Source organism: Maribacter sp. HS (assembly GCF_048059195.1).
GTDB classification, from domain to species: Bacteria; Bacteroidota; Bacteroidia; order Flavobacteriales; family Flavobacteriaceae; genus Maribacter; species Maribacter dokdonensis.
On the sequence record NZ_JAYLVV010000002.1, the window covers coordinates 116,752 to 142,070 of the forward strand.

At 34.8% G+C, this 25,319-nt stretch carries 28 protein-coding genes; 18 read left to right on the plus strand and 10 right to left on the minus strand.

The window, feature by feature from the left end; genetic code table 11:
* Positions 1-70 precede the first annotated feature (70 nt).
* The gene (locus VBZ51_RS00635) at positions 71-1,030 is read left to right on the plus strand and encodes a glycosyltransferase family 2 protein (protein ID WP_071341625.1); all 960 of its coding nucleotides are present in this window, start codon (positions 71-73) and stop codon (positions 1,028-1,030) included.
* On the plus strand, positions 1,014-1,910 hold the full coding sequence (locus tag VBZ51_RS00640) for a lysylphosphatidylglycerol synthase transmembrane domain-containing protein (RefSeq protein WP_416575756.1): 897 nt from the start codon (positions 1,014-1,016) through the stop codon (positions 1,908-1,910). The genes VBZ51_RS00635 and VBZ51_RS00640 overlap by 17 nt, the downstream gene beginning before the upstream one ends.
* On the opposite strand, the gene VBZ51_RS00645 is transcribed toward VBZ51_RS00640, so the two are convergent.
* The 4 genes from VBZ51_RS00645 to VBZ51_RS00660 are packed head-to-tail and all read right to left on the minus strand — an operon-like array spanning position 1,907 to position 5,785.
* Entirely contained in the window at positions 1,907-3,565 is a 1,659-nt protein-coding gene (locus tag VBZ51_RS00645; RefSeq protein ID WP_416575757.1) for an ArnT family glycosyltransferase, read from the minus strand. The genes VBZ51_RS00640 and VBZ51_RS00645 overlap by 4 nt on opposite strands.
* Positions 3,562-4,131 carry a phosphatase PAP2 family protein gene (locus VBZ51_RS00650; RefSeq protein WP_321826832.1) on the minus strand — a complete coding sequence of 190 codons (570 nt, stop codon included), beginning with the start codon at positions 4,129-4,131 and terminating at the stop codon, positions 3,562-3,564. The genes VBZ51_RS00645 and VBZ51_RS00650 overlap by 4 nt, the downstream gene beginning before the upstream one ends.
* A 5-nt stretch (positions 4,132-4,136) precedes the next feature.
* On the minus strand, positions 4,137-4,364 hold the full coding sequence (locus VBZ51_RS00655; protein ID WP_071341621.1) for a hypothetical protein: 228 nt from the start codon (positions 4,362-4,364) through the stop codon (positions 4,137-4,139).
* A gap of 53 nt (positions 4,365-4,417) precedes the next feature.
* Positions 4,418-5,785 (minus strand): MATE family efflux transporter, encoded by a 1,368-nt coding sequence (locus VBZ51_RS00660; RefSeq protein ID WP_416575758.1) that lies wholly within the window; start codon positions 5,783-5,785, stop codon positions 4,418-4,420.
* A 350-nt stretch (positions 5,786-6,135) separates the two neighbouring features.
* On the opposite strand from VBZ51_RS00660, the gene VBZ51_RS00665 reads away from it, so the two are divergent.
* The gene (locus tag VBZ51_RS00665) at positions 6,136-6,540 is read left to right on the plus strand and encodes a response regulator (RefSeq protein ID WP_083414260.1); all 405 of its coding nucleotides are present in this window, start codon (positions 6,136-6,138) and stop codon (positions 6,538-6,540) included.
* Positions 6,541-6,543: 3 nt separating this feature from the next.
* On the opposite strand, the gene mazG is transcribed toward VBZ51_RS00665, so the two are convergent.
* Positions 6,544-7,320 (minus strand): nucleoside triphosphate pyrophosphohydrolase, encoded by a 777-nt coding sequence (gene mazG / locus VBZ51_RS00670; protein ID WP_099189065.1) that lies wholly within the window; start codon positions 7,318-7,320, stop codon positions 6,544-6,546.
* A gap of 174 nt (positions 7,321-7,494) precedes the next feature.
* Between mazG and VBZ51_RS00675 the strand changes: the two genes are divergently transcribed.
* From VBZ51_RS00675 to VBZ51_RS00700, 6 genes are all read left to right on the plus strand, one after another.
* Positions 7,495-8,328 (plus strand): sugar phosphate isomerase/epimerase family protein, encoded by an 834-nt coding sequence (locus tag VBZ51_RS00675; RefSeq protein WP_416575759.1) that lies wholly within the window; start codon positions 7,495-7,497, stop codon positions 8,326-8,328.
* A 9-nt stretch (positions 8,329-8,337) separates the two neighbouring features.
* Entirely contained in the window at positions 8,338-9,240 is a 903-nt protein-coding gene (locus VBZ51_RS00680; RefSeq protein ID WP_416575760.1) for an SMP-30/gluconolactonase/LRE family protein, read from the plus strand.
* A gap of 204 nt (positions 9,241-9,444) precedes the next feature.
* Positions 9,445-10,206 (plus strand): MIP/aquaporin family protein, encoded by a 762-nt coding sequence (locus tag VBZ51_RS00685; protein ID WP_262497230.1) that lies wholly within the window; start codon positions 9,445-9,447, stop codon positions 10,204-10,206.
* Positions 10,207-10,216: 10 nt separating this feature from the next.
* Positions 10,217-11,092: an alpha/beta hydrolase gene (locus VBZ51_RS00690; protein ID WP_416575761.1), complete on the plus strand. Its 876-nt coding sequence runs from the start codon at positions 10,217-10,219 to the stop codon at positions 11,090-11,092.
* Between the two features lie 6 nt (positions 11,093-11,098).
* The gene (locus tag VBZ51_RS00695; protein ID WP_416575762.1) at positions 11,099-11,788 is read left to right on the plus strand and encodes a GDSL-type esterase/lipase family protein; all 690 of its coding nucleotides are present in this window, start codon (positions 11,099-11,101) and stop codon (positions 11,786-11,788) included.
* Between the two features lie 12 nt (positions 11,789-11,800).
* The gene (locus tag VBZ51_RS00700) at positions 11,801-13,411 is read left to right on the plus strand and encodes a family 20 glycosylhydrolase (protein ID WP_416575763.1); all 1,611 of its coding nucleotides are present in this window, start codon (positions 11,801-11,803) and stop codon (positions 13,409-13,411) included.
* A gap of 71 nt (positions 13,412-13,482) precedes the next feature.
* On the opposite strand, the gene VBZ51_RS00705 is transcribed toward VBZ51_RS00700, so the two are convergent.
* From VBZ51_RS00705 to ruvX, 3 genes are read right to left on the minus strand one after another with little or no spacing between them, the layout of a single operon-like run.
* Complete coding sequence (locus VBZ51_RS00705) at positions 13,483-13,911, minus strand: DUF5606 domain-containing protein (protein WP_416575764.1); 429 nt, start codon at positions 13,909-13,911, stop codon at positions 13,483-13,485.
* 60 nt (positions 13,912-13,971) lie between these two features.
* Entirely contained in the window at positions 13,972-14,562 is a 591-nt protein-coding gene (def, locus tag VBZ51_RS00710) for a peptide deformylase (protein WP_058103515.1), read from the minus strand.
* Entirely contained in the window at positions 14,563-14,973 is a 411-nt protein-coding gene (gene ruvX, locus VBZ51_RS00715; RefSeq protein ID WP_091605838.1) for a Holliday junction resolvase RuvX, read from the minus strand. It abuts the gene before it with no gap.
* Positions 14,974-15,072: 99 nt separating this feature from the next.
* Here ruvX and VBZ51_RS00720 point away from each other — a divergent pair, with 99 nt between their 5' ends.
* Positions 15,073-15,888, plus strand: a complete 816-nt coding sequence (locus VBZ51_RS00720; protein ID WP_058103517.1) for a 2,3,4,5-tetrahydropyridine-2,6-dicarboxylate N-succinyltransferase — start codon at positions 15,073-15,075, stop codon at positions 15,886-15,888.
* Positions 15,889-15,891: 3 nt separating this feature from the next.
* Here the strand turns inward: VBZ51_RS00720 and VBZ51_RS00725 are convergent, their stop codons facing one another.
* Positions 15,892-16,854 carry a beta-1,6-galactofuranosyltransferase gene (locus tag VBZ51_RS00725; RefSeq protein ID WP_416575765.1) on the minus strand — a complete coding sequence of 321 codons (963 nt, stop codon included), beginning with the start codon at positions 16,852-16,854 and terminating at the stop codon, positions 15,892-15,894.
* Positions 16,855-17,070: 216 nt separating this feature from the next.
* Here VBZ51_RS00725 and glf point away from each other — a divergent pair, with 216 nt between their 5' ends.
* Positions 17,071-18,183 (plus strand): UDP-galactopyranose mutase, encoded by a 1,113-nt coding sequence (glf, locus tag VBZ51_RS00730; RefSeq protein ID WP_416575766.1) that lies wholly within the window; start codon positions 17,071-17,073, stop codon positions 18,181-18,183.
* Positions 18,184-18,342: 159 nt separating this feature from the next.
* The gene (locus tag VBZ51_RS00735) at positions 18,343-19,137 is read left to right on the plus strand and encodes a glycosyltransferase family 2 protein (protein WP_416575767.1); all 795 of its coding nucleotides are present in this window, start codon (positions 18,343-18,345) and stop codon (positions 19,135-19,137) included.
* Here the strand turns inward: VBZ51_RS00735 and VBZ51_RS00740 are convergent.
* Positions 19,119-19,937 carry a glycosyltransferase family 2 protein gene (locus VBZ51_RS00740; RefSeq protein ID WP_074672750.1) on the minus strand — a complete coding sequence of 273 codons (819 nt, stop codon included), beginning with the start codon at positions 19,935-19,937 and terminating at the stop codon, positions 19,119-19,121. The genes VBZ51_RS00735 and VBZ51_RS00740 overlap by 19 nt on opposite strands.
* Positions 19,938-20,009: 72 nt before the next feature.
* Between VBZ51_RS00740 and VBZ51_RS00745 the strand changes: the two genes are divergently transcribed.
* Genes VBZ51_RS00745 through VBZ51_RS00770 form a run of 6 tightly spaced genes read left to right on the plus strand, consistent with a single transcriptional unit; the run spans position 20,010 to position 25,303 of the window.
* A complete protein-coding gene (locus tag VBZ51_RS00745) occupies positions 20,010-20,909 on the plus strand; it encodes an ATP-grasp fold amidoligase family protein (RefSeq protein ID WP_416575768.1) in 900 nt (299 codons plus the stop codon).
* Between the two features lies 1 nt (position 20,910).
* A complete protein-coding gene (locus VBZ51_RS00750) occupies positions 20,911-21,744 on the plus strand; it encodes a glycosyl transferase (RefSeq protein WP_416575769.1) in 834 nt (277 codons plus the stop codon).
* Positions 21,741-22,301, plus strand: coding sequence for an L-threonylcarbamoyladenylate synthase (locus tag VBZ51_RS00755; protein ID WP_416575770.1), 561 nt, complete (start codon positions 21,741-21,743; stop codon positions 22,299-22,301). Before VBZ51_RS00750 ends, VBZ51_RS00755 begins: the two co-directional genes overlap by 4 nt.
* A 4-nt stretch (positions 22,302-22,305) precedes the next feature.
* Positions 22,306-23,730, plus strand: coding sequence for a CCA tRNA nucleotidyltransferase (locus VBZ51_RS00760; RefSeq protein ID WP_416575771.1), 1,425 nt, complete (start codon positions 22,306-22,308; stop codon positions 23,728-23,730).
* A gap of 14 nt (positions 23,731-23,744) precedes the next feature.
* A complete protein-coding gene (locus VBZ51_RS00765) occupies positions 23,745-24,779 on the plus strand; it encodes a COX15/CtaA family protein (protein WP_416575772.1) in 1,035 nt (344 codons plus the stop codon).
* A gap of 26 nt (positions 24,780-24,805) precedes the next feature.
* Complete coding sequence (locus tag VBZ51_RS00770; protein WP_416575773.1) at positions 24,806-25,303, plus strand: IS1096 element passenger TnpR family protein; 498 nt, start codon at positions 24,806-24,808, stop codon at positions 25,301-25,303.
* Positions 25,304-25,319: the final 16 nt, after the last annotated feature.

The following is a 25,319-nucleotide window of genomic DNA, read 5'->3' on the forward strand; positions in this document are numbered from 1 at the left end:
TTACTCATGCTCCAGTAGACCTTCTTTAGTATAAAAAACATAACTTTGCATTGATTTCAAAAACAACCCAATGCAACCTGTTACCACTTCTCTACTTTCGGTAGTTGTTCCTTTATATAATGAGGAAGATAATGTTACTCTTTTAACCCAAAAAATTCACGAAAGTTTGGTAGGTTATGACTATCAAATCATTTACGTTGATGATTTTTCAAAAGACAAAACCAAGAAAGTAGTAAAAGATTTAAAAGATGACAAGGTGCATCTTATAGAACTAAAGAAAAATTACGGACAAAGTTTGGCGTTGGCAGCAGGTATAGATTATGCCGAAGGAGAATATATCATTACTATGGATGGGGATTTGCAAAATGACCCTTCTGATATTCCTCAAATGCTAACCTATGCCGTAAGTGGCGAGTATGATGTTGTTACTGGTATTCGTCAAAAAAGAAAAGACTCTCTAGTTAAGAAGATACCCTCTAAAATTGCCAATTTCTTGGTTCGGCGTGTTACCAAACTAGATATCAAGGATAATGGTTGTGCCTTGAAGGTTTTTACAAGAGATATTGCCAAAGATTTAAATCTTTATGGAGAAATGCACAGGTTTATAACCCTATTGGCATTTCTTGAAGGAGGACAGATAAAGCAAGTACCCGTAAAACACCATGCACGTAATGCAGGGGTTTCTAAATATGGGTTGGAACGTGTATTTAAAGTAGTTGCAGATATGATGCTGTTACTATTTATTCGCAAATACTTTCAACGTCCAATTCACCTATTCGGTATTTCTGGTTCATTAATGATTATTATTGGTGTTTTCATTAACATATATCTATTGATCGTTAAGTTCGGCTTGGGCGAAGATATCGGTACAAGACCTTTATTGACAGTAGGTATGATGTTCATTTTTGCAGGTATTCAATTGTTTACAATAGGTATTGTTATGGAATTATTGATCAGAACCTATTATGAATCTCAGAACAAAAGACCGTACCGCATTAAAAAAGTAAGCGTAGGTGGCCAAGTTAAATAAGAAAGTAACTACCGTATTAAAAGTACTGATCAGTGCCGTTTTAATCTATTTTATTTTCACTAAAATCAATGTTAGTGAAATAAAGAGTATACTGTCCACCAGTAATTTAATTTACTTATTACTTGGCTTACTATTCTTCGTCATCTCTAAGCTTGTAGCCGCAGTAAGATTAAATCTTTACTTCCATCGCTTGCAAATTATGCTCACCCATAAGAGCAACTTTAAGCTGTATCTATTAGGTATGTTCTATAACCTATTTTTACCCGGTGGTATAGGTGGTGATGCATACAAAGGGTATATCCTAAAAAAAACATTTGAAGTTAAGACCAAAAGGATTGTAAGCGTACTTGTACTAGACCGTCTTGGAGGCTTACTACTATTATTTATCTATGCATGTTTGCTGCTTGGTTTTCTGGATAACAAACTATTAACAGGTTATCATTGGATATTCTTTACTACCATACCATTTTCTGTTGTTATTTTTTGGCTTCTAAATAAAAAATTCTTCAATTATGTACTACCCATATTTTGGAAATCAACAGTATTATCAGCGCTGGTACAACTTGCACAATTAATAAGTATTTGGTGTATTCTATTAGCTCTTCATATTGATACCGATCAAATATCATATCTCATTATTTTCTTAATTTCTTCTATCGTAGCGGTAGTACCATTAACCTTAGGTGGTATTGGCAGTAGAGAAGTGACCTTTTTTTACGGAGCTAAGTTCTTAGAGCTAGATCAAAATGTATCTGTAAGTGTTAGTGTGCTTTTCTTTTTAATTACCGCCTTGGTATCTTTAATTGGAGTATGGTATCACTTCAAAAAAATCAAATTACGGGTAATAGAATCACCTAAACAACAAACAAAAGAGGTTTAGTAAATATGTAACAAGTGCATTTTACGTGTCACCTTTTTACGCGTATTAGGGTTTAAGAATTTACCTTGCAAACGAGTAATTCTAAACTGGTCTACAGAAAGTTGTGAATCCCAATCAAAACCTTGTTCCTGTAAGTTGGCCATTTCCTCATCATTTACGTAGACCCATATGTCTTTTTTGTTCTTCAACATTTCTGGAGATGTAATTTGAACAGGATAACGATTGTAAAAATCTAATGACCACGTATGATCCTTACCTACCTTAAAAATTCGATCTACAGGAATATCCTTTTCCGCTATAATTTTTGACATTGATGAACCTGCTTGATAGTCTAATAAATTAGGATAAAAATGCAAGTTTAAAACGGCATTCAGCAATAACGAAGCGCATACTGAAATGGTAACCAGTTTCATAAAAACACCTTCTCTTTTAAGGGCATAGTACACAATAATAATTACCGCAACCAATAAAAAGAAATAAGCCACCATACTACGTAACTTAAACACATAGAAGCAAATTAAAGCCGAAGCAATAAAGACAATACTTAGAACAAAATATTGCCCTATCATTAAATATTTTACAGTTTTTGTATTACTAACAGTATATAGTTTATTAATGTATGCCGCGGTAATTACAGCGAATAACGGGATTGTAATATTTAAATAATGAGGAAGTTTAAACTGGGCAAAACTGATGATTATGAATATTAAGGTTATACCACCTATGGTTAAAAATTCCGACCCATTTGCATACTTAAATTTTTGACCGATAAATGTTCTTATTTTACTATAAAAGGCAACAATACCCAAAATAGTCCATGGTAGAAACACCCATAAAAATGTGTGAAAAAAGAAAAAGTAATCACTGCTATTCTTTCCAATGCCTTCACCGCTTAACCTTTCAAAACTCTGTTCCCAAAAAATAAAGAATATGCCACTTCGGTTAGCCTTACCACGAATAACTTTTTCCGGATGTAAATCGAACTGAAGATAGTAAGCATACAACATTGGAGTTATCGTCACTGCAAAAACCAATAGCGCCACCAATACCTTATAGCTTATAAAAGCCTTCCATTTTCCTGTGTAAAACAAATGACATAAGATGGGCAGACCAATAACCAATAACGCTATTTGACCTTTGGTAGAGAAGGCAATACCGGCTGCAAACGCTCCAATAATAATAGCCCTTACGCTACCTTTCTCTATATATGCGGCTAGTTGCCATATAGCTAGAATACTAAAGCCCGTTAAAACTGCATCGGTACGCACGTCAATTGCCCCAAGTACGATCGTCTGTGCAGTCATAAATATCAAAGCAGAAAGTTTACCTACATTTTTATTGTATAGTAAACTCCCTAAACCATAACAACTATAGGCTGCCAATAAGGTGGCCAATATTCCAGGAATTCTGTAAGACCACTCATGTATACCAAAGATCTTATAGGAAAGAGCTGCCAACCAGTAATGCATGTGCGGTTTATCCAAATACTCTTCCGGTCCTTTAAAGAGGCTAAAAAAATCACTTTCCTGTACCATTCTCATGGCCATTACAGAAAATTGGGCGGAATCATTTTCAAACAACGTTACAAACATACCTGCAACGTATACCAAAAAAACTAAAACAATTAAAAACCAGTACCTTAGATTAGATATCATAGGGAGAATTTGCGAAGTGCAAATATAAATAACTTTACAAACAACCAGCCGAACAAAGAGCCTATAAAAGCCCCTGTCAAAATATCCAAAGGAAAATGAACGCCAATGTATACACGGCTATACGCGACCAAAGCAGCCCACAACACCAAAAACACACCCAAATACCTTACACTTGATTTAAGAATACTACCAAAAAAAACTGCTAGAGCAAAAGAGTTAGAGGCATGAGCCGAAAAATACCCGAATTTGCCACCACAATAACTCTTTACCAGTCTCATGTAAGGAGCTATCTCCGGATCATGGCAAGGTCTTAGCCTTGCCACCCCATACTTAAAGAAGTTACCCAATTGATCAGTAACCGTAATTAAAAGGGCCACAGTAAATAAAAGCACCAACGTCTTCTTGGTCCCATATTTCTGAAAGGAAAGAATGAGCAAAAAAAGGTAAAGTGGTATAGCACTGAATTTGTTGGAAACAAACTGAAAAAAATTGTCCCAATTCTTAGTACCTAGTCCGTTGAGGTATAAAAAGAAATCTTGATCTAACTGTAAAAGCTCTTCAAGCATAGTAGTTAATCTTCGTACCTTGAAACTTCGCGATCGTAAAAAGCAGTTGCGGCCTCAATTAAATTTTCGGCTTCGTCTTCCAACTCTTTTTCATCTTCCTTGGAGAATTCTTCAAGCCATTCCACCTCATCATTTTCAAGATTGATTATAAATCGAGGAAACTCGGTATGCACAACAAAAATTGCCGTTGGATAATCAGTATTATCGCCCAATAAAAATTTTGGAAATTCCATAAAAATCTGGTCTATAAGTTGAATATAAACTGCTACAGATCAAAAATACGTTCTTAAGCAGCAATTAGTTTTTTAGTTAAATAATTAAATCGAAGATACAACATAATAGCTGATGCCGTAAGCCCTGTGAGCAATCCTACCCAAATTCCCGTACTTCTTAAATCAGTATGAAGACATAGATAATAACTCACCGGAAAGCCAATAATCCAATAAGATATAAATGTAATCAATGTAGGGACCTTTACATCTTGCAAACCACGTAAAGCACCTAAAACTACCACTTGTACCCCATCTGAAATTTGAAAGAAAGCGGCTACCAATAACAACTCTGCCGCAATGATCAATACTTCTGTATTATCCGCAAAATTGGTCATATCATCAATATCTAAATATAAAGATGGAAACCAGTTTCTACCTATCAAGAACAACGCGGCAAATACAATTTCCAGCAAAAATGTCAATAAGAAAATAGATTGGGCAATACGTCGTAATTCTTTAAAATTAGCCAAACCCTTTTGATTACCAACCCTGATCATTGCAGTTACTCCAAGCCCCATTCCAAACATAAAGGTCATGCTGCTTAAATTAAGTGCAATTTGGTTTGCCGCTTGGGCATTTTTACCCAAAACCCCACTTAACCAAATAGCAGAGGTAAATATACCTACCTCAAAAAACATTTGTAAGGCAGATGGAAAACCTAATTCTACAATTTTTTGCATTACCGTCTTCTCCAAATTGGCAAAATTGAATTTAGTGACGTAATACTTGAACTTTTCTTTTGTTTTTAGGATGAACCATAAGTAGAGAACCATAAAGAATCTTGATACCAAAGTGCCTACGGCAGCACCAACAATTCCCATTTCTGGAAATCCAAAATTGCCAAAAATCAATAGGTAGTTCAAAACTATATTTATGACATTGGCAATAATAGTAGCATACATTGGGTATTTAGTTTGAGAAAGTCCCTCTGAAAACTGCTTAAATGCTTGGAAAACAATTAGGGGTACCAAAGAAAATGCTACTAAATCTAAATAGGGCAATGCCAACTCAACCACTTCCAATGGTTGTTTCATGGCATACATAATTGGTTTTGACAATAGAATTAAACCAAACAATGACAACCCCAATACAGTGCATAAAACAAGACCATGTTTTAGAGCGCTTTTGGCATTTTCTTTATTACCTGCTCCATCTGCTTCAGCTACTAAAGGTGTAATTGCGGTTGAAAAACCAATACCTAATGACATGGCAATAAAAACAAAACTATTACCCAAAGATACCGCAGCCAATTCTGCTGTGCCCAATTGACCAACCATAATATTGTCTGCCAACTGTACAAAGGTGTGACCCAACATTCCTAAAATTACCGGAACAGAAAGCTTAATGTTATATCGAAATTCCTTCGTGTAGCTCTTTAACAAAACTGAATCTAATTTTTAACAAAGGTACCGCTAATTGAACAATATTTTTTTGCTTTCAGCCAGTTAAAATCATTGAATTTTACAGCACTAGTTGCTCCAATCCATCAGCATAAAAGATGGTGGATAACAAATAAATTTTACAATAAATTAAAATTAAATTAACCATTCAAAAGTTAGAATAAAATATTATAAAACACTCAACATCATTAATTTAAATTAAAAAATTGATTAAAAATCCTAATAAGGAAATAAGTTAAAATTTGACCAATTAGCTATTCAACCAACACAAAAGATACTATTATGCATTAGCGATTCGTTATATACACCTAACACACCAATTACCATTAATTATGTCCCAAGACCCATTAATTTGGATTATAGACGATGACGATATATCTAAATATGTAATGAAACGTTATTTAAAACAATTATCCGCAAGTAGAATTGTTGACTTTCCAGATTCTTTACAGCCCTTAAAATTTATACAGGATAACGTCAATGCCATTGAAGATTTACCCGATGTAATTTTTCTTGACCTTCACATGCCTATTTTAAACGGTTTCGATTTTATTAGGGACTTTCAACAAGTAGCGTCCAAAATAAATAAGAAAATTAAAATTGTCATGTTAACCTCATCTATAAACGCAGAAGATGTAGAAATAGCAAAGAGCTTTCCTGAAATCTCAAATTATTTCATAAAACCTATAAAACATAGAGATCTAGAGAAAATCATGGACGTTGAACTTAATAACTAAAAATTACTCATAGGTCTTAGCTTTATTCCAATAGATATCCATTTCCTCTAAGGTCATATCTTTCATATCCTTGCCTATTTCCTTTGCGCTATTTTCTAAATATTGAAAACGCTTAATAAATTTCTTATTGGTTCTTTCCAGCGCATTTTCTGGATTAACCCCCAAAAATCTAGCGTAATTGATCATTGAAAAAAGTACGTCACCAAATTCAGCTTCGATCTTTTCAATTTCACCTTTTTGCACCTCTTCTTGAAGTTCGCCTAATTCTTCCTGTACCTTTTCAAAAACTTGTTGTGGTTCTTCCCAATCAAACCCTACTCCCGCTACCTTGTCTTGTATTCTATTTGCTTTCACTAGAGCCGGCAAACTCCTTGGAACCCCTTCCAATACGCTTTTCTTACCTTCTTTTAACTTGATCTGCTCCCAATTTCTTTTAACGTCATCTTCATTTAACACCTTAACATCTCCGTAAATGTGTGGGTGTCTATTCACCAATTTATCGCAAATGGCATTAGCTACATCAGCTATATCAAAATCATTGGTTTCAGACCCAATTTTTGAATAGAATATAATATGCAACAGTACATCTCCCAATTCCATTTTCACCTCATTAAGGTCATTATCTAAAATGGCATCACCCAACTCGTAGGTTTCCTCTATGGTCAAATGTCTAAGGGATTGCATGGTCTGCTTTTTATCCCAAGGGCATTGCTCCCGTAATTCGTCCATGATAGTCAATAATCGATCAAGTGCCTGTAATTGTTCCTTTCTATTGTTCATGAATGCGGTTTTCACAAAAGTAAGCAACCATAGATTCTCTCGCTAAAAATCCTGTTTTGTTTTCGTACATTTAAAATCATAAGTAGTTATCATCATTTGCAATACTCATGCAACCATTACAAATGAAATTACAATTGCTAAAACAACAACTAACAACAATAGATTATCACACCTATGAAAACACGCAGAAATTTTCTTAGACGGGCAGGTCTGTTCAGTGCCGCTACCCTTTTAACGCCTCAGCTTAATTTAGCATTTACTAAAAATTCAATATACGGCGTACAGCTTTATTCATTTAGAGAAGCCATGTTGAAAAATCCTAAAAAAGCCTTGGAAACAATTGCAAGCTTAGGTTTTAAGGAAATTGAAAGTGCAGGGTCAAATAAAGGCTATTACTATGGTTTATCACCTGTGGAAATGGGTGAAACCTGTAAAGCATTAGGCATGACACTTACCAGTGGCCATGTACATTTAGATGATAAATTTGAACGGACCATAGCAGATGCAGTAGCATCTGGACAGGAATATTTGATTTGTTCGTCGTTACCTTCTAAAGGACAAACTGTAGATAATTACAAAAGGGTTGCTGAAAAGTTCAATATCGCTGGTGAAGCATGTAAAAGACGAGGTTTAAAATTTGGCTATCATAATCATGAATATGAATTTGAATCTGAAAAAGGAGAGATTCTTTATGATGTTCTTATGGATAATACCCAAAAGGATCTAGTGCATATGGAACTTGATTTGGGTTGGGTGGTTGTTGCCGGTAAAGACCCCTTACATTATTTTAAAAAATACCCCGGCAGGTTTCCGTTATGGCATTTGAAGGATATGAATATGCATGAAAAAGTAAGTACTGAATTTGGTAAAGGTGTGCTTGACATACCTTTAATGCTTGAGTTAAAAGAATTATCCGGTGCTGAACATATTTACATTGAACAAGAAGAATATAGTAGCACACCTATAGAAAGCATGCAGTATAACATGAATTATTTAAAGAATCTATAAGCTTAACACATGAAAACCAAGTATACCATAATCAGTTCTCTTGCCTTAAGCATTCTTGTATTCTCTTGTAAAGCCCAACATTCATCTATAATAGCAAACGATGCGTTGCTCGTTAAAGTAGATAGTACATACAGTTTTACGGAGGGTCCGGCCTCAGATAAAGATGGCAATGTTTATTTTACCGATCAACCAAATGATAAAATAATTAAGTGGCATGCAAATGACAATTCGCTAAGTATATTCAAAGAACCTTCGGGTAGGGCCAACGGTCTATATTTTGACCATGACGAAAATTTATTGGCCGCTGCAGATGAAAATAATGAACTATGGAGAATTGACAGTAACGGAAATGTTGATACCCTATTAACTGCTTTTGAAGATAAAAAACTTAATGGTCCTAATGATATTTGGGTAGATTTAAAAGGTGGTATCTATTTTACCGACCCCTATTACCAAAGAGAATACTGGACAAGAACTAAGGCAGAAATTTCAGAAAAGAATGTGTATTACATATCTCCAGATGGAAAAGAGGTATCTATTATAGCTTCTGGTTTTGTTCAACCCAATGGTATCATAGGTACTCCAGATGGTAAAACACTTTACGTTGCTGATATTGGGGGTAAAAAAACATATGCTTACACCATACAACCTAATGGAACCCTAACAGGTAAAAAACTTTTCACCAATATGGGTTCAGATGGCATGACCATTGACAATAAAGGCAATATATATCTTACAGGTGATGGTGTTACTGTTTTTAACAAGAAAGGCGAACAATTACATCATATTCCTATAAACGAAAACTGGACGGCCAATATCACTTTTGGAGGTAAGGACCAAAACATACTATTCATTACGGCAATGGGTGCTATTTACACTCTAAAAATGAATGTGAAAGGTGTTAGGTACTAGCTGAATACGGCTATTGAGATATATAAGCTGCAATAATTCTAAAAGGAGGGATTACATTTGATTATTTGCCCATAACCTAATTAAATAAATCAAACACATTGATCAGCAATTAAAGGTCTCATGTAAAAAACGCATTTACAATGATCTTATATTATCATATATTCAATAAAAGGATTTAAAATTTATAATTCCTCGATTTTAATTATCTTAAACGACTTAAAATCCAACCAAACTATGATAACATATATTTTTGAATTTATTGGAACCGCATTACTCATTTTAATAGGAAATGGTATTGTTGCCAATTTAGTTTTAAAAGGTACCAAAGGAAGCGATTCTGGCTGGACAGGAATATCCCTAGCTTGGGGTATAGCCGTTTTTATTGGTGTTTTTGTTTCCGCAGATACCAGCGGTGCCCATTTAAACCCAGCTGTTACCATTGGTTTGGCCGTAGCCGGTAAATTTTCATGGTCATTGGCACCTGGCTATATCCTTGCTCAAATTTTTGGGGCAATGATGGGAAATTTTTTGGTATGGCTCAATTATAAAAAACAATATGAAGCAACGGAAGATACAAGTGCTATTTTAGCCACCTTTTCTACATCGCCCGCCATTAGAAGTCCGTTTTGGAATATGGTTACAGAAATCATAGGAGCATTCGCCTTAGTATTCGGTGTATTTTATATTGCCGGTGGAACTGTAGGCGATAGTCCGGTTTCTTTAGGTTCATTAGATGCCCTACCAGTAGCCTTATTGGTAATGGGTATAGGTTTTGGATTAGGAGGCCCTACGGGATATGCTATAAATCCTGCCCGTGATTTTGGACCAAGATTATTACATTCCATTTTGCCCATTAAAAATAAAGGAAAAAGTGATTGGAGCTATGCATGGGTACCTATTGTAGGTCCTATAATTGGCGGAGTACTAGCCGCATTACTATTCATGCTTATTGAAACATTGCAATAAAAAATATATTATGAAGAAAATTATTTTAGTTACCTGTATTTTTATCTCCATGAATGTACTTGCACAAAAGATGGTAGATTTGCCCTTTGAAAAAAATGCCGATGTAACCTGGTCAACGGCAGAAAGAGAATACTATTCTGATATTTGGGAAAACGAAGTTGTCACCAATGTTGCCGTACCACGATTAGAGGTATTTGAAGCTGACCAACCAAACGGCACCAGTGTCATTGTTGCACCAGGTGGCGGACTTTACGGTTTAAGTATCGAAAGCGAAGGTAGACAAGTTGCAAAGTGGTTGAATAAAAAAGGTATCACTGCTTTTGTTTTAAAATATAGGTTAGTACCTACCGGTATTGATGGTATAAAGGAGATTACCGATGAAGGAGCAACCAACCCGGCTAAAATAGGTGAAAGGGTAACGCCCGTTTTACCTTTATCTATTGCGGATGGGCTTTCTGCCATTACATATGTAAGAACCAATGCAAGTAATATGAAATTGGACCCCAATAAAATTGGCTTTATGGGTTTTTCCGCTGGCGGGGCCGTTACCATGGGAGTTACATTTAATGCAACGGAAAACAACAGACCAAACTTCATAGTACCAGTTTATCCTTGGATGACAGTTTTAGGGGAATATAGTGTACCGCAAGATGCGCCGCCTATGTTGGTAATTTGTGCATCTGATGATCCTTTAGGATTAGCTAAACCCAGTGCAGATTTATATTCCGCATGGTTAACAAATGGCAAAAATACCGCTATGCACATGTATTCTAAAGGTGGACATGGATTTGGGATGAAAACCCAAAATTTAGCATCGGATAATTGGATATCACAGGTTTACCAATGGGCAATAACTGAAAAATTCACAGAAACCATTAATAAATAAAAAAGTATGTCTCAACAACAACTCAACCTTAAAACCATAAAAAAAATAAGAACACTTACTGTTCTTATTTTTTTTGTTTCCTTAACCAGTTTTGGGCAAGTAGAAAATGTATTCACAAAAGAGGTAAAGGACATCACCGCCAAGTATGACAGTATTTGGGATTCCAGTAAAGAGACCATTGTATTCACAGGTAGTTCAAGCGTACGCCTATGGGGAAAATTACAAGAGGAGTTTCCCGATCATCAAATCATCAATAGTGGTTTTGGAGGATCACAAGCATCTGACCTTTTATACTTTATAGATGAACTGATATTATCTTACAACCCTAAAAAGGTATTTATATATGAAGGTGATAATGATTTGTGGGCTAAAAAAAGACCTGCTGATGTTCTTGATACTACCGCAGATATCATCCGTCGAATAAAAGCAAAAAACGCCTCAACACAAGTTATATTAATATCGGCAAAACCAAGTATTAGCCGTTGGAAAATTCGAGGAAAATATAAAAGGTTAAATAGAAAAATGGAACGTTTTACCCAAGACGACCCAAATTTGTTCTATGTAGATGTATGGAAACCTATGTTGAACAAGCGAAAACTAAAAACCGATATTTTTATTGAAGACGGTTTACATATGAACCAAAAAGGTTATGATATTTGGTATGTAGCCATGAAAGATTTAGTAAACCAACCTTAATTATTAAAGAAAATGAAAACCTTTTGTATTCGAAGTCTGTTTTTCACAAGTTTAATGCTATTATGCCTTGCTTGTGCAGAGAAGAAGAAAGAACGAATTGCAATGCCTAGCACTGATTTATCTAAAGTTAGTCTAATACCCAAACCTTTAAAAACCATACCTACAAATTCTGCATTTGCATTAGATCAATTTACGGCAATATACACTTCTAAAAATGCAACTGGCTTTGAAGAGGTTGGTACGTTCTTAGCTACTAAATTAAAAGACAAAATTAACCTGAGTATACCCGTAAATAGTGAAGGTTCTAACACGGTAGAACGTGTAATCTACATCAACCAAAGTGACAGTACCGATTTAGAAACACCAGAAGCCTACCAATTATATATTAACCAAGATTCTATCATCATAAACTCCAATACCGCAGAAGGTGCGTTTAGAGGTATACAAACCTTAAGACAATTGGTGCCGCTTAAAAGTAATGACACTTTGGCTCCACAGAAAATATGGCCAGTACCATCGGGTAAAATAATTGATAACCCAAACTTTGCCTACCGAGGTTCTATGTTAGATGTTGCAAGACATTTTTTTAGTGTAGATGATGTAAAGAAATATATAGACCTATTATCATATTACAAGATAAACGTTCTTCACTTACACCTTAGTGATGACCAAGGTTGGCGTATAGAAATAAAATCTTGGCCCAAACTTACAGAAATTGGCGGAAGCACAGAAGTTGGTGGCGAAGCAGGCGGATTTTATACCCAAGAAGATTATAAGGAAATTGTGCGTTATGCAGCGGAAAGGTATATGACCATTATACCAGAGATTGATATGCCGGGCCATACCAATGCCGCTTCGGTTTCGTATCCTTTTTTAAACGGAAACGGAAAAACACCTAAACTGTACGAAGGTATGCGTGTTGGTTTTAGCACGTTTGATACAAGAAAAGATACCGTGTATGCATTTATAGATGATGTAGTAGAAGAAATTGCTGCCATTACGCCTGGTCCATACTTTCATGTAGGTGGAGATGAAAGCCATGTAACTAAAAAGAAAGATTACATACACTTTATAAATAAGGTAGAAAAAATAGTTCAAAAACATGGCAAACGAATGATCGGATGGGATGAAGTTGCCATTGCAGATGTAGATTCAACCTCAATTTCACAATGGTGGGCCAGTGAGGAAAATGCTAAAAAAGCAGTTGACAAAGGCATGCAAATTATAGTGTCCCCTGCAAAGAAAGCATACTTGGATATGGAGTATGATACCCTTTCTAAATTCGGGTTGCACTGGGCAGCATATATACCGGTAGATACCGCATACATTTGGACACCAGAAGAATATGGTATTCCGTTAGAAAATATTTTAGGTGTAGAAGCGCCGCTTTGGTCAGAAACCATTAGTAATATTGATGAGCTAGAGTATTTAGCTTTTCCTAGAATTATTGGCTATTCTGAACTTAGTTGGAGTATAAAGGAAAACAGAAACTGGGAAAATTATAAAGTAAGACTGGCAGACCAAGCTCCATTTTTAGATCGTATGGACGTTAAGTACTATCCTTCTGCTCTAATTGACTGGAAAAAGAGTGAATATACCTATGAAACCATAGAAAAAGACTAAAGATTAATAGTCCATTAAAAAAGCCTTGATCGTTGAGACCAAGGCTTTTTTATTTATTATAACAGTAAAGGTTATTCCTCCTCAGAAGCTTCTTCGTTGGCAACCTCTTCGCTAGAAAAATTGGTGATTTTATTATCTACCAATATATTGTACCATTGAATTACCTTTTTAATGTCACTAACATAAACGCGATCCTCATCGTAGTTAGGTAATACTTCAAAGAAGTATTCTTCTAATTTGATCTTCTCTTCTTTATGCCCAATAGATGTTTTACCACCATCTTCTTTTTCTTGTATTTTTTTGAATACATCTCTTAAAGGCACTTCCTCTTCAAGTGTATAAATGGCAATTTCAGACAAAACACTAACGCTGCTACGTAAGCTTACCGTAATTCTTTTTCCATCTAACAAGGATTCCGCCACAAACCCTGTTCTAGTTTGGGTAATTAATTTATATAAACCTGGTTTTCCTGCAACGGATAAAATCTTCTCTAACCCCATATACTCTTTTAAAATTTTAGTCGACAAATATTAAACTTTTCTATTAATTATGATATGATTTTAACGTCCTTTTTTTAAAGACGGAAATTTCATTCTATATTCAACACTGATTTTTCCTTTTGAAATATTGGCCAATCTGCCCTTAATCATTCTTTTCTTTAAAGAAGACAATTTATCGGTAAACAGTACTCCTTCAATATGATCATACTCATGTTGAATTACACGTGCCAAAAGACCACTATACGTTTCTACATGTTCTTTAAAATTTTCGTCTAAATAACTGATCTTAATAGTTTCCTTTCTGCGAACATCTTCACGAACATCCGGTATACTTAAACAACCTTCGTTAAAAGCCCATTCTTCACCAGTTTCTTCTTCAATAGTCGCATTTATGAACACGCGTTTGAATCCGTCCAATTGCTTTTGTTCTTCCGGTGTTAAATCCTCATCACCACTAAATGGTGTTGAATCTACCAAGAAAATACGTATTGGAAGCCCAATTTGAGGAGCTGCAAGACCTACGCCACTAGCATTGTACATGGTGTCCCACATGTTGGCAATCAATTCATTCAGTTTTGGATAATCTTTATCTATATCATCCGCAACTTTTCTTAATACGGGATCACCGTAGGCAATAATGGGTAATATCATTTAAACTGTTTTTAAAAAGTCTTGTAATATAATGGTTGCACTGATCTCATCTATCAATGCTTTGTTCTTTCTTTGTTTTTTCTTTAATCCGCTATCCAACATGGTCTGAAAAGCCATTTTAGAGGTAAAGCGCTCATCATGTCTTTTAATGGCCACCTTAGGAAATTTCTCTGCCAACTTCACTAAAAAAGGAGCAATATGTACTTCAGATTCAGAAGCGGTATTATCCATTTGTTTAGGTTCGCCCACAACTATGGTATCTACGTTTTCATTAGGTATATAGTCAGCTAAATATTCAAATATTTCAGGAGTAGCAATAGTAGTTAAACCAAAAGCTATCATTTTCATATCATCGGTAACTGCCAGCCCAATACGTTTTTCTCCGTAATCAATTGCAAGGATCTTTCCCAAACTAAATTTTTGGCAAAAATAAAGGATAATTTGTTATATGTGCCCTTGACCATGGGTAATTACTGTACTTCAACTTATATTTGAGAAAATTTTATGAAAATGACAGAATTAAGAGCTCAAATAGAAAAAGCATGGGAAAATAGAGACCTTTTGAAGGAGTCTGCTACCCAAGATAGTATTAGAGAGGTTGTAAATCTTTTAGATTTAGGAAAATTGAGATGTGCCGAGCCTACTGAAGATGGATGGCAGATCAATGAATGGGTCAAGAAAGCGGTAGTTATGTATTTCCCTATTCAAAAAATGGAAACTTTAGAAGCTGGTATTTTTGAGTACCATGATAAAATGCCATTAAAAAAAGGATACAAAGAAAAAGGAATTCGTGTAGTACCAAATGCCGTTGCAAGACATGGAGCATATATTTCAGCAGGTACCATTTTAATGCCTAGCTATGTAAATATTGGTGCTTATGTTGATGAAGGAACCATGGTAGACACCTGGGCAACAGTAGGTAGCTGTGCTCAAATAGGTAAAAATGTACACCTAAGTGGCGGTGTTGGCATTGGTGGTGTTTTAGAACCTTTACAAGCTTCACCTGTCATCATAGAAGACGGTGCCTTTATTGGTTCCCGTTGTATTGTTGTAGAAGGTGTTAGAGTTGAAAAAGAAGCCGTTTTAGGTGCAAATGTTGTTTTGACCATGAGTACTAAAATAATTGATGTTACAGGCGAAACTCCGGTAGAGACCAAAGGTGTTGTCCCTGCTCGTTCAGTAGTTATACCTGGCAGTTACACCAAAAAATTCCCGGCTGGTGAATTTCAAGTACCATGTGCATTAATAATTGGTAAGCGTAAGGAAAGCACCAATAAAAAAACATCATTGAACGATGCACTTAGAGAGTATGATGTAGCGGTTTAAATTTTAAACCAATGCCACTACTTTGTTGATAGCATGAGAAAGGTAATAACCGGAAGACACCTTCACCTTTACCTTTTCTACGTTAGAAACCATAGTAGCATAGTCTTTAGAATCAAGGTTAGCTAAAACAGTATCAAGTTCGTCTAAAGAATTTAAGGTAATACCTATTTGTTCTTTTTCAATGAATTTAGCGATAGCTGCTTTTTTCCAGACAATTACAGGTAATCCGCACAAGAGATATAAAGAAGTCTTGTGCGGATTATTATATAACAGGTATTTACCAAAATCCCCTGAACATTCGGTCAAAGCATTACCGTTCCAAATTAACCCGAACGAACCTTCTATTTTATCAATTACTTCATCTGGTGAAAAAACACCTTGGTAATCGAGAATAGAATTAGTTTGCTCAGCATCAGCGGCATTGAAACCATTACCATACAATTTCAATTTATAATTTAAAGGGTTAAGGTTGTCCATACTATATAGAAACTCACTTTTTTCCTTTCCTAACCCACCTGCGAAGACTACATCGTAAGGAGTGTTGAGCGTGGCATGCTTATTACTGGAATGAATATAATCGAACAATTCTAAGCTGACCAACTGTGCAGTACAGCCATTATCCTGAAACCACTTTTTCATAGATTCGTTATGAACGATGATAAAATCAGCTTTATTAAACTTCGCCATTTCACCGTTTAAATCTTTTGACTTCCCCATTAAAAATTTTACATCATGAATGATAATAATTAGTGTACATTTTTTTAAAGCAACGACGTTGGTGATATACCCAAAAAACTTACTCAATGGATATTGCATGCAAAAAACCGACTTTCTTGGCAAGCGAATTAACCCTTTTGTGATTCCGAAAAAACTAATAACCGCACCTATCGCCGAACTGGGGTAATTACTTTGTTTAAAACCCAAATTTTTAAATCCGTTTTTTTCAAGAACTATCTCGCAGTCCATTTTTGGTTTAGAAGCCGCATTCTTTGAAAATTTATAATTCCTAGAAATAAAAAAAAGATTATTAGAATTCATGTAGGTAGTCATTAAGCCATTTTTGCCATGCAATTATACCATTTTAAAATAAAGTTTTTAAGTTTAAGTTTAAACAATTGTATATATTTTCATGTTAATAAATTTAGATTTCAAACTGTATCTTTGAACAATAAATTTTAAAAAATGGCATCCACAAAAAAGTATGATTTCCTTATTGTAGGCGCAGGTCTGTACGGGGCAGTTTTTGCCCATGAAGCAAAAAAAAAGGGTAAAACATGTTTAGTAGTAGATAAAAGGGAACATATAGGAGGTAATACATTTTGTAAAAAAATAGAAGATATCAATGTGCATGCCTACGGAGCACACATTTTCCATACCAACGACAAAAAAATTTGGGACTATGTAAACGACTTTGTGCCTTTTAACAGATATACAAATTCACCAGTTGCCAATTATAAAGGTTCATTGTTCAATTTGCCTTTTAACATGAATACTTTCCATCAGCTTTGGGGAGTAAAAACACCTTCAGAAGCTAAAAACATAATAGAAGAGCAAAGCAAAAAACACCAAACAAAAAAACCTCAAAATTTAGAAGAACAAGCACTTTCATTGGTTGGTGAAGATATTTATTACAAACTAATTAAAGGGTATACAGAAAAGCAATGGGGAAGAAAAGCCACAGAATTACCTGCATTTATAATAAAACGTCTACCGGTAAGATTTACATTCGATAACAATTATTTTAATGATAGCTACCAAGGCATTCCAATAGGCGGATATAACGAACTTACTGGTGGATTACTTGAAGGTATAGATGTACAGCTTGGCGTCCATTACTTTAAAGATAAAATTGCCTTAGATGGGATGGCGCACAAAACGGTCTTTACAGGTAAAATTGACGAGTACTACGGTTATGAATTTGGTAAACTAGAATACCGAGGTTTACGTTTTGACCATGAAATTTTAGATATCGAAAACTTTCAAGGCAATGCAGTTATCAATTATACAGCAGTAGAAATACCATATACTAGAATTTTAGAACACAAACATTTTGAATTTGGGCAACAAAAGAAAACGGTCATAACAAAAGAATTTCCATTAGAGGCATCAACTGAATTAGAACCCTACTACCCCATTAACGACGATAAGAATAACAGTAGGTATTTAAAATATAAAAACAAGGCTTCCAAAGACTTAGTCATTTTTGGAGGTAGGCTAGCTGAATATAAATACTATGATATGCACCAGGTTATTGGAGCAGCGTTAGCAAAAACCAAAAAACTTTTTGATAATTGAACGCAACCATTCTAAAATATACCCTCTTATAAACTGAACCAAGTTATAATACCGGATTTTAAACCTGAAAGAATTTTACTTCTTGACACAATTTTTTAATTCTTTTTTTGTTATAACTTTGTTCGCTCCGATTAGAGCAAACCTATCAAATTGGATTGTATGATTACCAAAAAAGAACAACTTACCGCATTAGTAATTACGTATAATGAAATTGGTTTCATTGAAAAATGTATAGAATCTGTTTCTTTTGCCGACGAAATTATTGTAGTTGATTCTTTTAGTACTGACGGAACCTATGAGTTTTTAAAGGACCACCCTAAAGTAAAAGTCATTCAAAATCCGTTCGAAAACTTTACCGCTCAAAAATCTTTTGCTTTAAAACAGGCTAAAAACGACTGGGTTTTATTTTTAGATGCTGATGAGATTGTTTCTAAAGCTTTGCAAAATGAAATAGAAGAAACAATATCAAGTGGTACCGAAATTGCTGCTTTTTGGTTTTATCGACAGTTCATGTTCAAAAATGAAAAATTGAATTTTAGCGGATGGCAAACAGATAAAAACTATCGTCTTTTTAGAAAAAGTAAAGCTGTATTTTCCGATTGCAAAATTGTCCATGAAACATTAGATGTTGACGGAACCTCTGGAATTCTTAAAGAAAAATTGACACATTACTGTTACAAAAACTACGAAGACTACAAAGGTAAAATGTTGAAGTATGGGCGTTTAAAGGCTATTGAATCTTTTTATAAAGAAAAGAAGTTCAGTTATGCTATGATGGTCTTAAAAACTAGCTGGAAATTTTTTAACCACTATATATTAAGACTTGGTATACTTGACGGCAAAAAAGGTTTTACTATTTGTTACCTGAATTCATTGGGTGTTTTAGAACGCTTCAACGAACTAAAAAGATTAGAGCAAAAAAATGAATTAGCCTATTATTTGGTTATGCCATAATGTGTCCACACACTTTTTTCCTTTTTGGTGGCATTTCTAATTCCAACATTTTTTGCAATAGACTCTGGTGTTTTGTAACCTCTTTTGTGATCCAAATGAACACAAACAGCACTGTAACGTAATTGTTTTGACTTTATACCAAAATTGAATAACCTTTCGCCCAATTCCCTGTCTTGACCACCGTATTGCATACGCTCATCAAATCCGTTCACGTTTTCAATATCTTTCTTCCAACCAGAAGAGTTATGACCGTTCCAACTAGCGTTGGTAGGTGTTACCCAGTTAAGGATCTTTGAAATGATCCCCCGAGCCGTCAACTTATTATTCTTGAATGTTTGCGGAATTCCTTTTTCTTTTAACCACTGAATATTAAAACAACGTTGCTTTTCAATATCCTCTAAAGTAATTAATTTAGAGATATTCATTGGTAGCATGTAATATCCACCAGAAATAAAATAACCAGGTTCTTTATTTATGTAGTGAACTTGAACAAAATCTTCTCGCGGTATACAATCACCATCGGTCATGATAATATAATCTGCAGAACAAGCCGTAACCGCTTTATTAAGTATCCTAGATTTTTGAAATCCGTCATCTTCTTGCCAAACATGAACTATGGGGTAATGAACCTTTTTTGCCATTTCTTCAAGAAGAATTTTGGTAGGTTCCTTTGAGCCGTCATCGGCAATAACCACTTCAAAGTCTTTGAAAATTTGTTGCTCAAAGCCCCAAAGTACCTTCTTCAACCACTCTTCGGCATTATATGTACTAACAATGATACTTATTTTAGGAATCTCCATGCTACGTTTCAAATTACTGCAAAAATATAAAAGTGTTATCTATATATTTGTAAATAATTCAGCTAATAATATATGAACAAAAAAATAACTTATGGGCTTTTAAAGAAAATGAAATTCTTACCTGCTCCATTTTACATGAAAATATATTATGAATATTATTCTGGGAAGAAACTAGATTTAAATGACCCAAAGGATTTTAACCAAAAAATACAGTGGTTAAAAGTATACTACAGAGTCCCTATTCTACATCAACTTGTTGATAAATATGAAGTTAGGTCATATGTAAAAGAAAAAGTTGGAGAAAAGTATTTAAACGAATTGATTGCGGTTTATGATTATCCAAAAGAGATAGATTACGATGTGCTACCACAAAAATTTGTATTAAAGGCTACACACGGGTACCACTTTAATATTCTCGTAGAGGATAAGTCTAAACTTAACAAAACCAAAGCCAGGCTTAAACTAGAAAAATGGCTAAGAAAAGATCAATATACACGTGGAGGACTTGAATGGGCCTACAAGGATATCAAACCAAAATTTATAGTTGAAAAATATCTATCTGAAATAGGTAAAAAAGATATAAACGATTATAAGTTTTTTTGTTTTGATGGCGAACCCAAATTTCTACATGTCGATATAGACCGTGGTTCAAAACACCTAAGGTCATATTATGACATTGACTGGAACAAATTACCGATTACCCACGAAAGTATAGGACCTATAGAAGGTGAGACTGAAAAGCCCAAGAATTTTAATGAAATGGTAGAAGTAGCCAAGAAATTAGCAGGTACGTTCCCTTTTGTTAGAGTAGACCTTTACAACTTAGATGGTGTAATAATTTTTGGAGAAATGACCTTTTACCCTGCTGATGGCAGATTAGAATTCATCCCCAATGAATACAATAAAATTATAGGAGATTATATTACCATTCCAGAAATTCCTGAAGGTCAAAAATTTATTACCTCCCTATAGTATGAAAGTAATAAAAGAATTACCGTTATCTATATTATACAGTATAAAGTACACAGTTTTACCTACAATTTTTTTTACCAAAAAAAATAAGCCTACAGCTCCGGTTATAGTTTCATTGACCTCAATTCCACAAAGGTTTGGTACATTACATTTAGTTATTAAAAGCATATTGAACCAAGACATATTACCTAAGAAAGTAATACTCTGGTTAAATGAAGAGCACAAAGGCATTATTCCTAAAAATGTAAAAAAACTAGAGTCATCTATTTTTGAAATTCGTTTTACCAAGCTTCATTGTTCTCATAAAAAATTGATCCATACATTAACGGATTATCCAGAAACAGCAATCATTACTTGCGATGATGACTTAATGTACCGGAAGAATTGGCTGAATGTAATATATAAGGAACATCAAAAAAACCCTAACTATATCATCGGCATAAAAACATCTCATATAAATTTTGAAAATGGTAATTCCCTACCCTTTAAGAAATGGAGAAATGAATTTAAGACTACTATAAATCAAAAAGCATTTGTACCAATAGGTGCATGGGGTATTCTATACCCAGCAAAATCGCTTCATAAAGAGGTTTTCAATTTAGATAAGATGATGACCTTAGCCCCAAAAGCAGATGACCTATGGTTTAAAGCTATGGCTATTCTGAACAATACTATTTCAATTCAAGCAACCGAAACGCCTAAAGAGCCCATACCAATTATTGGAACACAAAAAGTAGCTTTAAAAAAAGATAATTTACAAAAAGATAAGAATACGGTTCAATGGCAGGCCATTGATCAAGAATACGGTATTAACAAAATTATTTTATCTCAATGATCGAGGAAATCAACAAATGCATAGAAGTTTTAGAAAATGGCGGACTCATACTCTACCCTACCGATACCGTTTGGGGAATAGGTTGTGATGCCACCAATGAAGAAGCGGTTCAAAAAGTATTTCGATTAAAACAACGAGAAGACAGTAAAGCATTAATTTGTTTGGTCGCCAATGACGCAATGCTTGAGAAGCACATAGAAAAAGTTCCTGACCTGGCCTATGACCTTATGGACCTTTCTACAAAACCAACCACTATAATTTACGATAATCCACGTGGTATTGCCAAAAACCTAATTGCAGCGGACAATACCCTAGCCGTCAGAGTAGCTTCTGACAAATTTTGCAGTTACCTAATTGGTAAGTTCAAAAAACCAATTGTATCAACATCTGCCAATATATCAGGAAACAACACTCCAAATTCTTTCCAAAATATAGATCAAGCCATTTTAAAAGGTGTAGACTATGTGGTAAATTTGCACAGAGAGAAACAGAATAGCTCCGCCTCATCAATTATTAGACTTTCTAATGACAATACGGTGAAGGTTATTCGAGAATAAGAACATGCAAGAGAGCCATATAGACGCTTTAAACAACCCTATTTTCAAAACTATTTCAGAAGCTGCAGAAGAACTTTCTGTAGACTGCTATGTTATTGGTGGTTTTGTCAGAGACTATTTTTTAAAGAGATCCATTCCTAAAGATATAGATGTCGTTGCTACTGGCAGTGGCATAGCACTTGCCGAGAAAGTAGCTTCAAAATTAAAGGGAAAACCTCAAGTTTCTGTTTTTAAGAATTTTGGCACCGCCATGATCAAAAGTAATGGCATTGAGCTAGAATTTGTTGGCGCCCGTAAAGAAAGTTATACCAGGGATAGCCGTAAACCAATTGTTGAAAACGGCACCTTGGAAGATGATCAAAAAAGAAGGGATTTTACCATTAATGCATTAGCACTTTCTTTAAATTCATCTAACTATGGTGAGTTATTGGACCCCTTTAACGGTATAACGGATCTTGAGAACAAAATAATCAAAACTCCTTTAGAACCAGGGGTAACCTATTCAGATGATCCCTTACGCATGATGAGGGCTATACGGTTTGCAACTCAATTAGATTTTCAAATTGCACTACCCTCCTTACAAGCTATTACCGAAAACAAAGACCGTTTAAAAATCGTATCCAACGAGCGAATATTAGACGAGCTCAATAAAATTATGTTGTGCAAAAAACCGTCCGTAGGGTTTTCACTGCTTCATAAAACAGAACTTTTAGCTTTAATTCTACCAGAGCTTACTGCGTTACAGGGCATTGAAGAAATAGAAGGGCAAAAACATAAAGACAATTTTTGGCATACGCTAGAAGTGGTCGATAATATATCTGAAGCTACAGACAGTCTTTGGTTACGTTGGGCAGCGTTATTACATGATATTGGAAAAGCACCAACCAAAAGATTCCATAAAAAAATAGGTTGGACATTTCATGGGCACGAATTTGTGGGGTCTAAAATGGTCTATAAGCTGTTCAAAAGGTTACGCATGCCATTGAACGATAAAATGAAATATGTACAAAAGCTCGTACTTATGAGTTCTAGACCTATAGTTTTATCAGAAGATTTTGTGACAGACTCTGCCGTACGAAGGTTAATATTTGATGCAGGTGACCATGTGGAAGATTTAATGACCTTATGCGAAGCGGATATCACTACAAAGAATCCTAAAAAACAGCGAAGGTATCATCAAAATTTCAAAATTGTTCGCCAAAAGATTGAGGAAGTAGAAGCTCGCGATCATGTTAGAAATTTTCAACCACCTATAAGTGGAGAAGAAATTATGGAAACATTTTCCCTAAAACCGTCTAAAGAAATCGGGATTATCAAAGAAGCGATCAAAGAGGCTATTTTAGAAGGAGAAATTCCAAATGAATATAAAGCTGCACAAGAATTTATGTATCTTAAAGGTGCAGAACTAGGCTTACAGACTACTAAATAGAATGGATACTTTTTATGGATATTACATTTAGAAAAATTGCCAAAATATCGTTAGTTTTAGTTTACTTGGTAATTGTTGCCGGTGCAGTAGTAAGAATGACAGGCAGTGGCATGGGATGCCCAGACTGGCCCAAATGCTTTGGTTATTATATTCCGCCAACAGATGTTACGGAAATTAAGTGGCAAGCAGATAGAACGTTTGAAAAAGGACAAGTGATTATTTGGAACGAAACCTTACAAGTTTCAAAAGAAACATTTACCACTACAAATTCATTTAATGAAGAAAACTGGGAAATGTATACCAAGCATGACTACGCCGAATTCAACCCTTGGCATACTTGGATCGAATATATTAATAGATTGTTTGGCGCCCTAGCTGGGTTGGCTACACTTTTGCTAGCCATTATATCATTAAAATTTTGGAAAAAGAAAAAGCGTATTTCTATATTATCATGGTTAGTGGTAGTAGGTATGGTTTTTCAAGCATGGTTAGGCGCTACGGTAGTATACTCAGTTTTAGAACCTGCCAAAATTACCATACATATGCTCATGGCATTGGTCATTGTTGCCATGCTCTTGTACATCATTTATTTGGCCAATAAAGAAAACAAACGTTTAAGGTATGACAGGACGGTACTGTATTTTAGTCTAATAGCATTAGTGTTAACCTTAGTACAAATTGGTATGGGCACACAGGTTCGTCAATTTGTAGACGAGCAAATAGATATATTTGGTTATGACGCTAAAAGTCTATGGCTACAAAATCCTGAGGTTTTATTCTATATACATCGATCTTTTTCAATCATCGTACTTTTAATCAATGTATACTTGGTTTACCGGATTACCAAATTAAACTTAGGACATTTTAAAATTTACTGGGTCTTGTTTTTATTGGTAGTAGAGGTAATTACAGGTATAGCCATGAACTATTTAGATTTTCCTTTTGCAAGTCAGCCGTTACACTTGGTATTGGCTTCAATTCTATTTGGAGTTCAATTCTACATACTTTTAGATGCATTAAAGCCTAGGAAAAACATCAAAACTTCGTAACTTTGCCCTCCCGCAAAATTTAAGGTATGATTTATAAAATTCGTGTGATTCTAGACGCCGAAGAAGATATTTTTAGAGATTTAGAAATTGAAGCTCATAACTCTTTAGAGGACTTTCATAATACTATTACCCAGGCATTTGGCTTTTTAGGCAATGAAATGGCATCTTTTTACACCTGCGATGAAGAGTGGAAACAAGACGAAGAAATTGCACTTTTTGATATGAGCGAATCTGGTTCTGACGTTCGTTTAATGAACGAAACTTTTTTAGAGGACATCATGAACGAAAACAACCCAAAGTTGATTTACGTTTATGATTTCATGAACATGTGGACCTTCTTTGTAGAACTGGCGGATATACAACCAAAAGAAGATGGTCGTGCTTACCCTAATGTACTATTCACATTTGGCGAATTACCTGAGACCCCACCAGAAAAAAACTTTGAGGCGGAGAACAGTGCCTTTGATTTTGATGATACCTTTGATAATTATGATGACTTGGATTTTGATGAGAACTGGAATTAATTTACCAGTTACCAAA

Excerpts from the sequence above, each read along its gene's own strand:
- VBZ51_RS00680 (WP_416575760.1), top strand. The coding sequence starts at position 8,338 with ATGAAAACCAAGTATACCATAATCAGTTCTCTTGCCTTAAGCATTCTT.
- VBZ51_RS00650 (WP_321826832.1), bottom strand. The coding sequence starts at position 4,131 with ATGCTTGAAGAGCTTTTACAGTTAGATCAAGATTTCTTTTTATACCTC.
- VBZ51_RS00770 (WP_416575773.1), top strand. The coding sequence starts at position 24,806 with ATGATTTATAAAATTCGTGTGATTCTAGACGCCGAAGAAGATATTTTT.
- mazG (WP_099189065.1), bottom strand. The coding sequence starts at position 7,320 with ATGAACAATAGAAAGGAACAATTACAGGCACTTGATCGATTATTGACT.
- VBZ51_RS00745 (WP_416575768.1), top strand. The coding sequence starts at position 20,010 with ATGAACAAAAAAATAACTTATGGGCTTTTAAAGAAAATGAAATTCTTA.
- glf (WP_416575766.1), top strand. The coding sequence starts at position 17,071 with ATGGCATCCACAAAAAAGTATGATTTCCTTATTGTAGGCGCAGGTCTG.
- VBZ51_RS00700 (WP_416575763.1), top strand. The coding sequence starts at position 11,801 with ATGAAAACCTTTTGTATTCGAAGTCTGTTTTTCACAAGTTTAATGCTA.
- VBZ51_RS00705 (WP_416575764.1), bottom strand. The coding sequence starts at position 13,911 with ATGGGGTTAGAGAAGATTTTATCCGTTGCAGGAAAACCAGGTTTATAT.
- VBZ51_RS00645 (WP_416575757.1), bottom strand. The coding sequence starts at position 3,565 with ATGATATCTAATCTAAGGTACTGGTTTTTAATTGTTTTAGTTTTTTTG.
- VBZ51_RS00665 (WP_083414260.1), top strand. The coding sequence starts at position 6,136 with ATGTCCCAAGACCCATTAATTTGGATTATAGACGATGACGATATATCT.
- VBZ51_RS00720 (WP_058103517.1), top strand. The coding sequence starts at position 15,073 with ATGACAGAATTAAGAGCTCAAATAGAAAAAGCATGGGAAAATAGAGAC.
- VBZ51_RS00755 (WP_416575770.1), top strand. The coding sequence starts at position 21,741 with ATGATCGAGGAAATCAACAAATGCATAGAAGTTTTAGAAAATGGCGGA.
- def (WP_058103515.1), bottom strand. The coding sequence starts at position 14,562 with ATGATATTACCCATTATTGCCTACGGTGATCCCGTATTAAGAAAAGTT.
- VBZ51_RS00635 (WP_071341625.1), top strand. The coding sequence starts at position 71 with ATGCAACCTGTTACCACTTCTCTACTTTCGGTAGTTGTTCCTTTATAT.
- VBZ51_RS00740 (WP_074672750.1), bottom strand. The coding sequence starts at position 19,937 with ATGGAGATTCCTAAAATAAGTATCATTGTTAGTACATATAATGCCGAA.
- VBZ51_RS00750 (WP_416575769.1), top strand. The coding sequence starts at position 20,911 with ATGAAAGTAATAAAAGAATTACCGTTATCTATATTATACAGTATAAAG.
- VBZ51_RS00675 (WP_416575759.1), top strand. The coding sequence starts at position 7,495 with ATGAAAACACGCAGAAATTTTCTTAGACGGGCAGGTCTGTTCAGTGCC.
- VBZ51_RS00765 (WP_416575772.1), top strand. The coding sequence starts at position 23,745 with ATGGATATTACATTTAGAAAAATTGCCAAAATATCGTTAGTTTTAGTT.
- VBZ51_RS00760 (WP_416575771.1), top strand. The coding sequence starts at position 22,306 with ATGCAAGAGAGCCATATAGACGCTTTAAACAACCCTATTTTCAAAACT.
- VBZ51_RS00655 (WP_071341621.1), bottom strand. The coding sequence starts at position 4,364 with ATGGAATTTCCAAAATTTTTATTGGGCGATAATACTGATTATCCAACG.
- VBZ51_RS00725 (WP_416575765.1), bottom strand. The coding sequence starts at position 16,854 with ATGGACTGCGAGATAGTTCTTGAAAAAAACGGATTTAAAAATTTGGGT.
- VBZ51_RS00735 (WP_416575767.1), top strand. The coding sequence starts at position 18,343 with ATGATTACCAAAAAAGAACAACTTACCGCATTAGTAATTACGTATAAT.
- VBZ51_RS00695 (WP_416575762.1), top strand. The coding sequence starts at position 11,099 with ATGTCTCAACAACAACTCAACCTTAAAACCATAAAAAAAATAAGAACA.
- VBZ51_RS00690 (WP_416575761.1), top strand. The coding sequence starts at position 10,217 with ATGAAGAAAATTATTTTAGTTACCTGTATTTTTATCTCCATGAATGTA.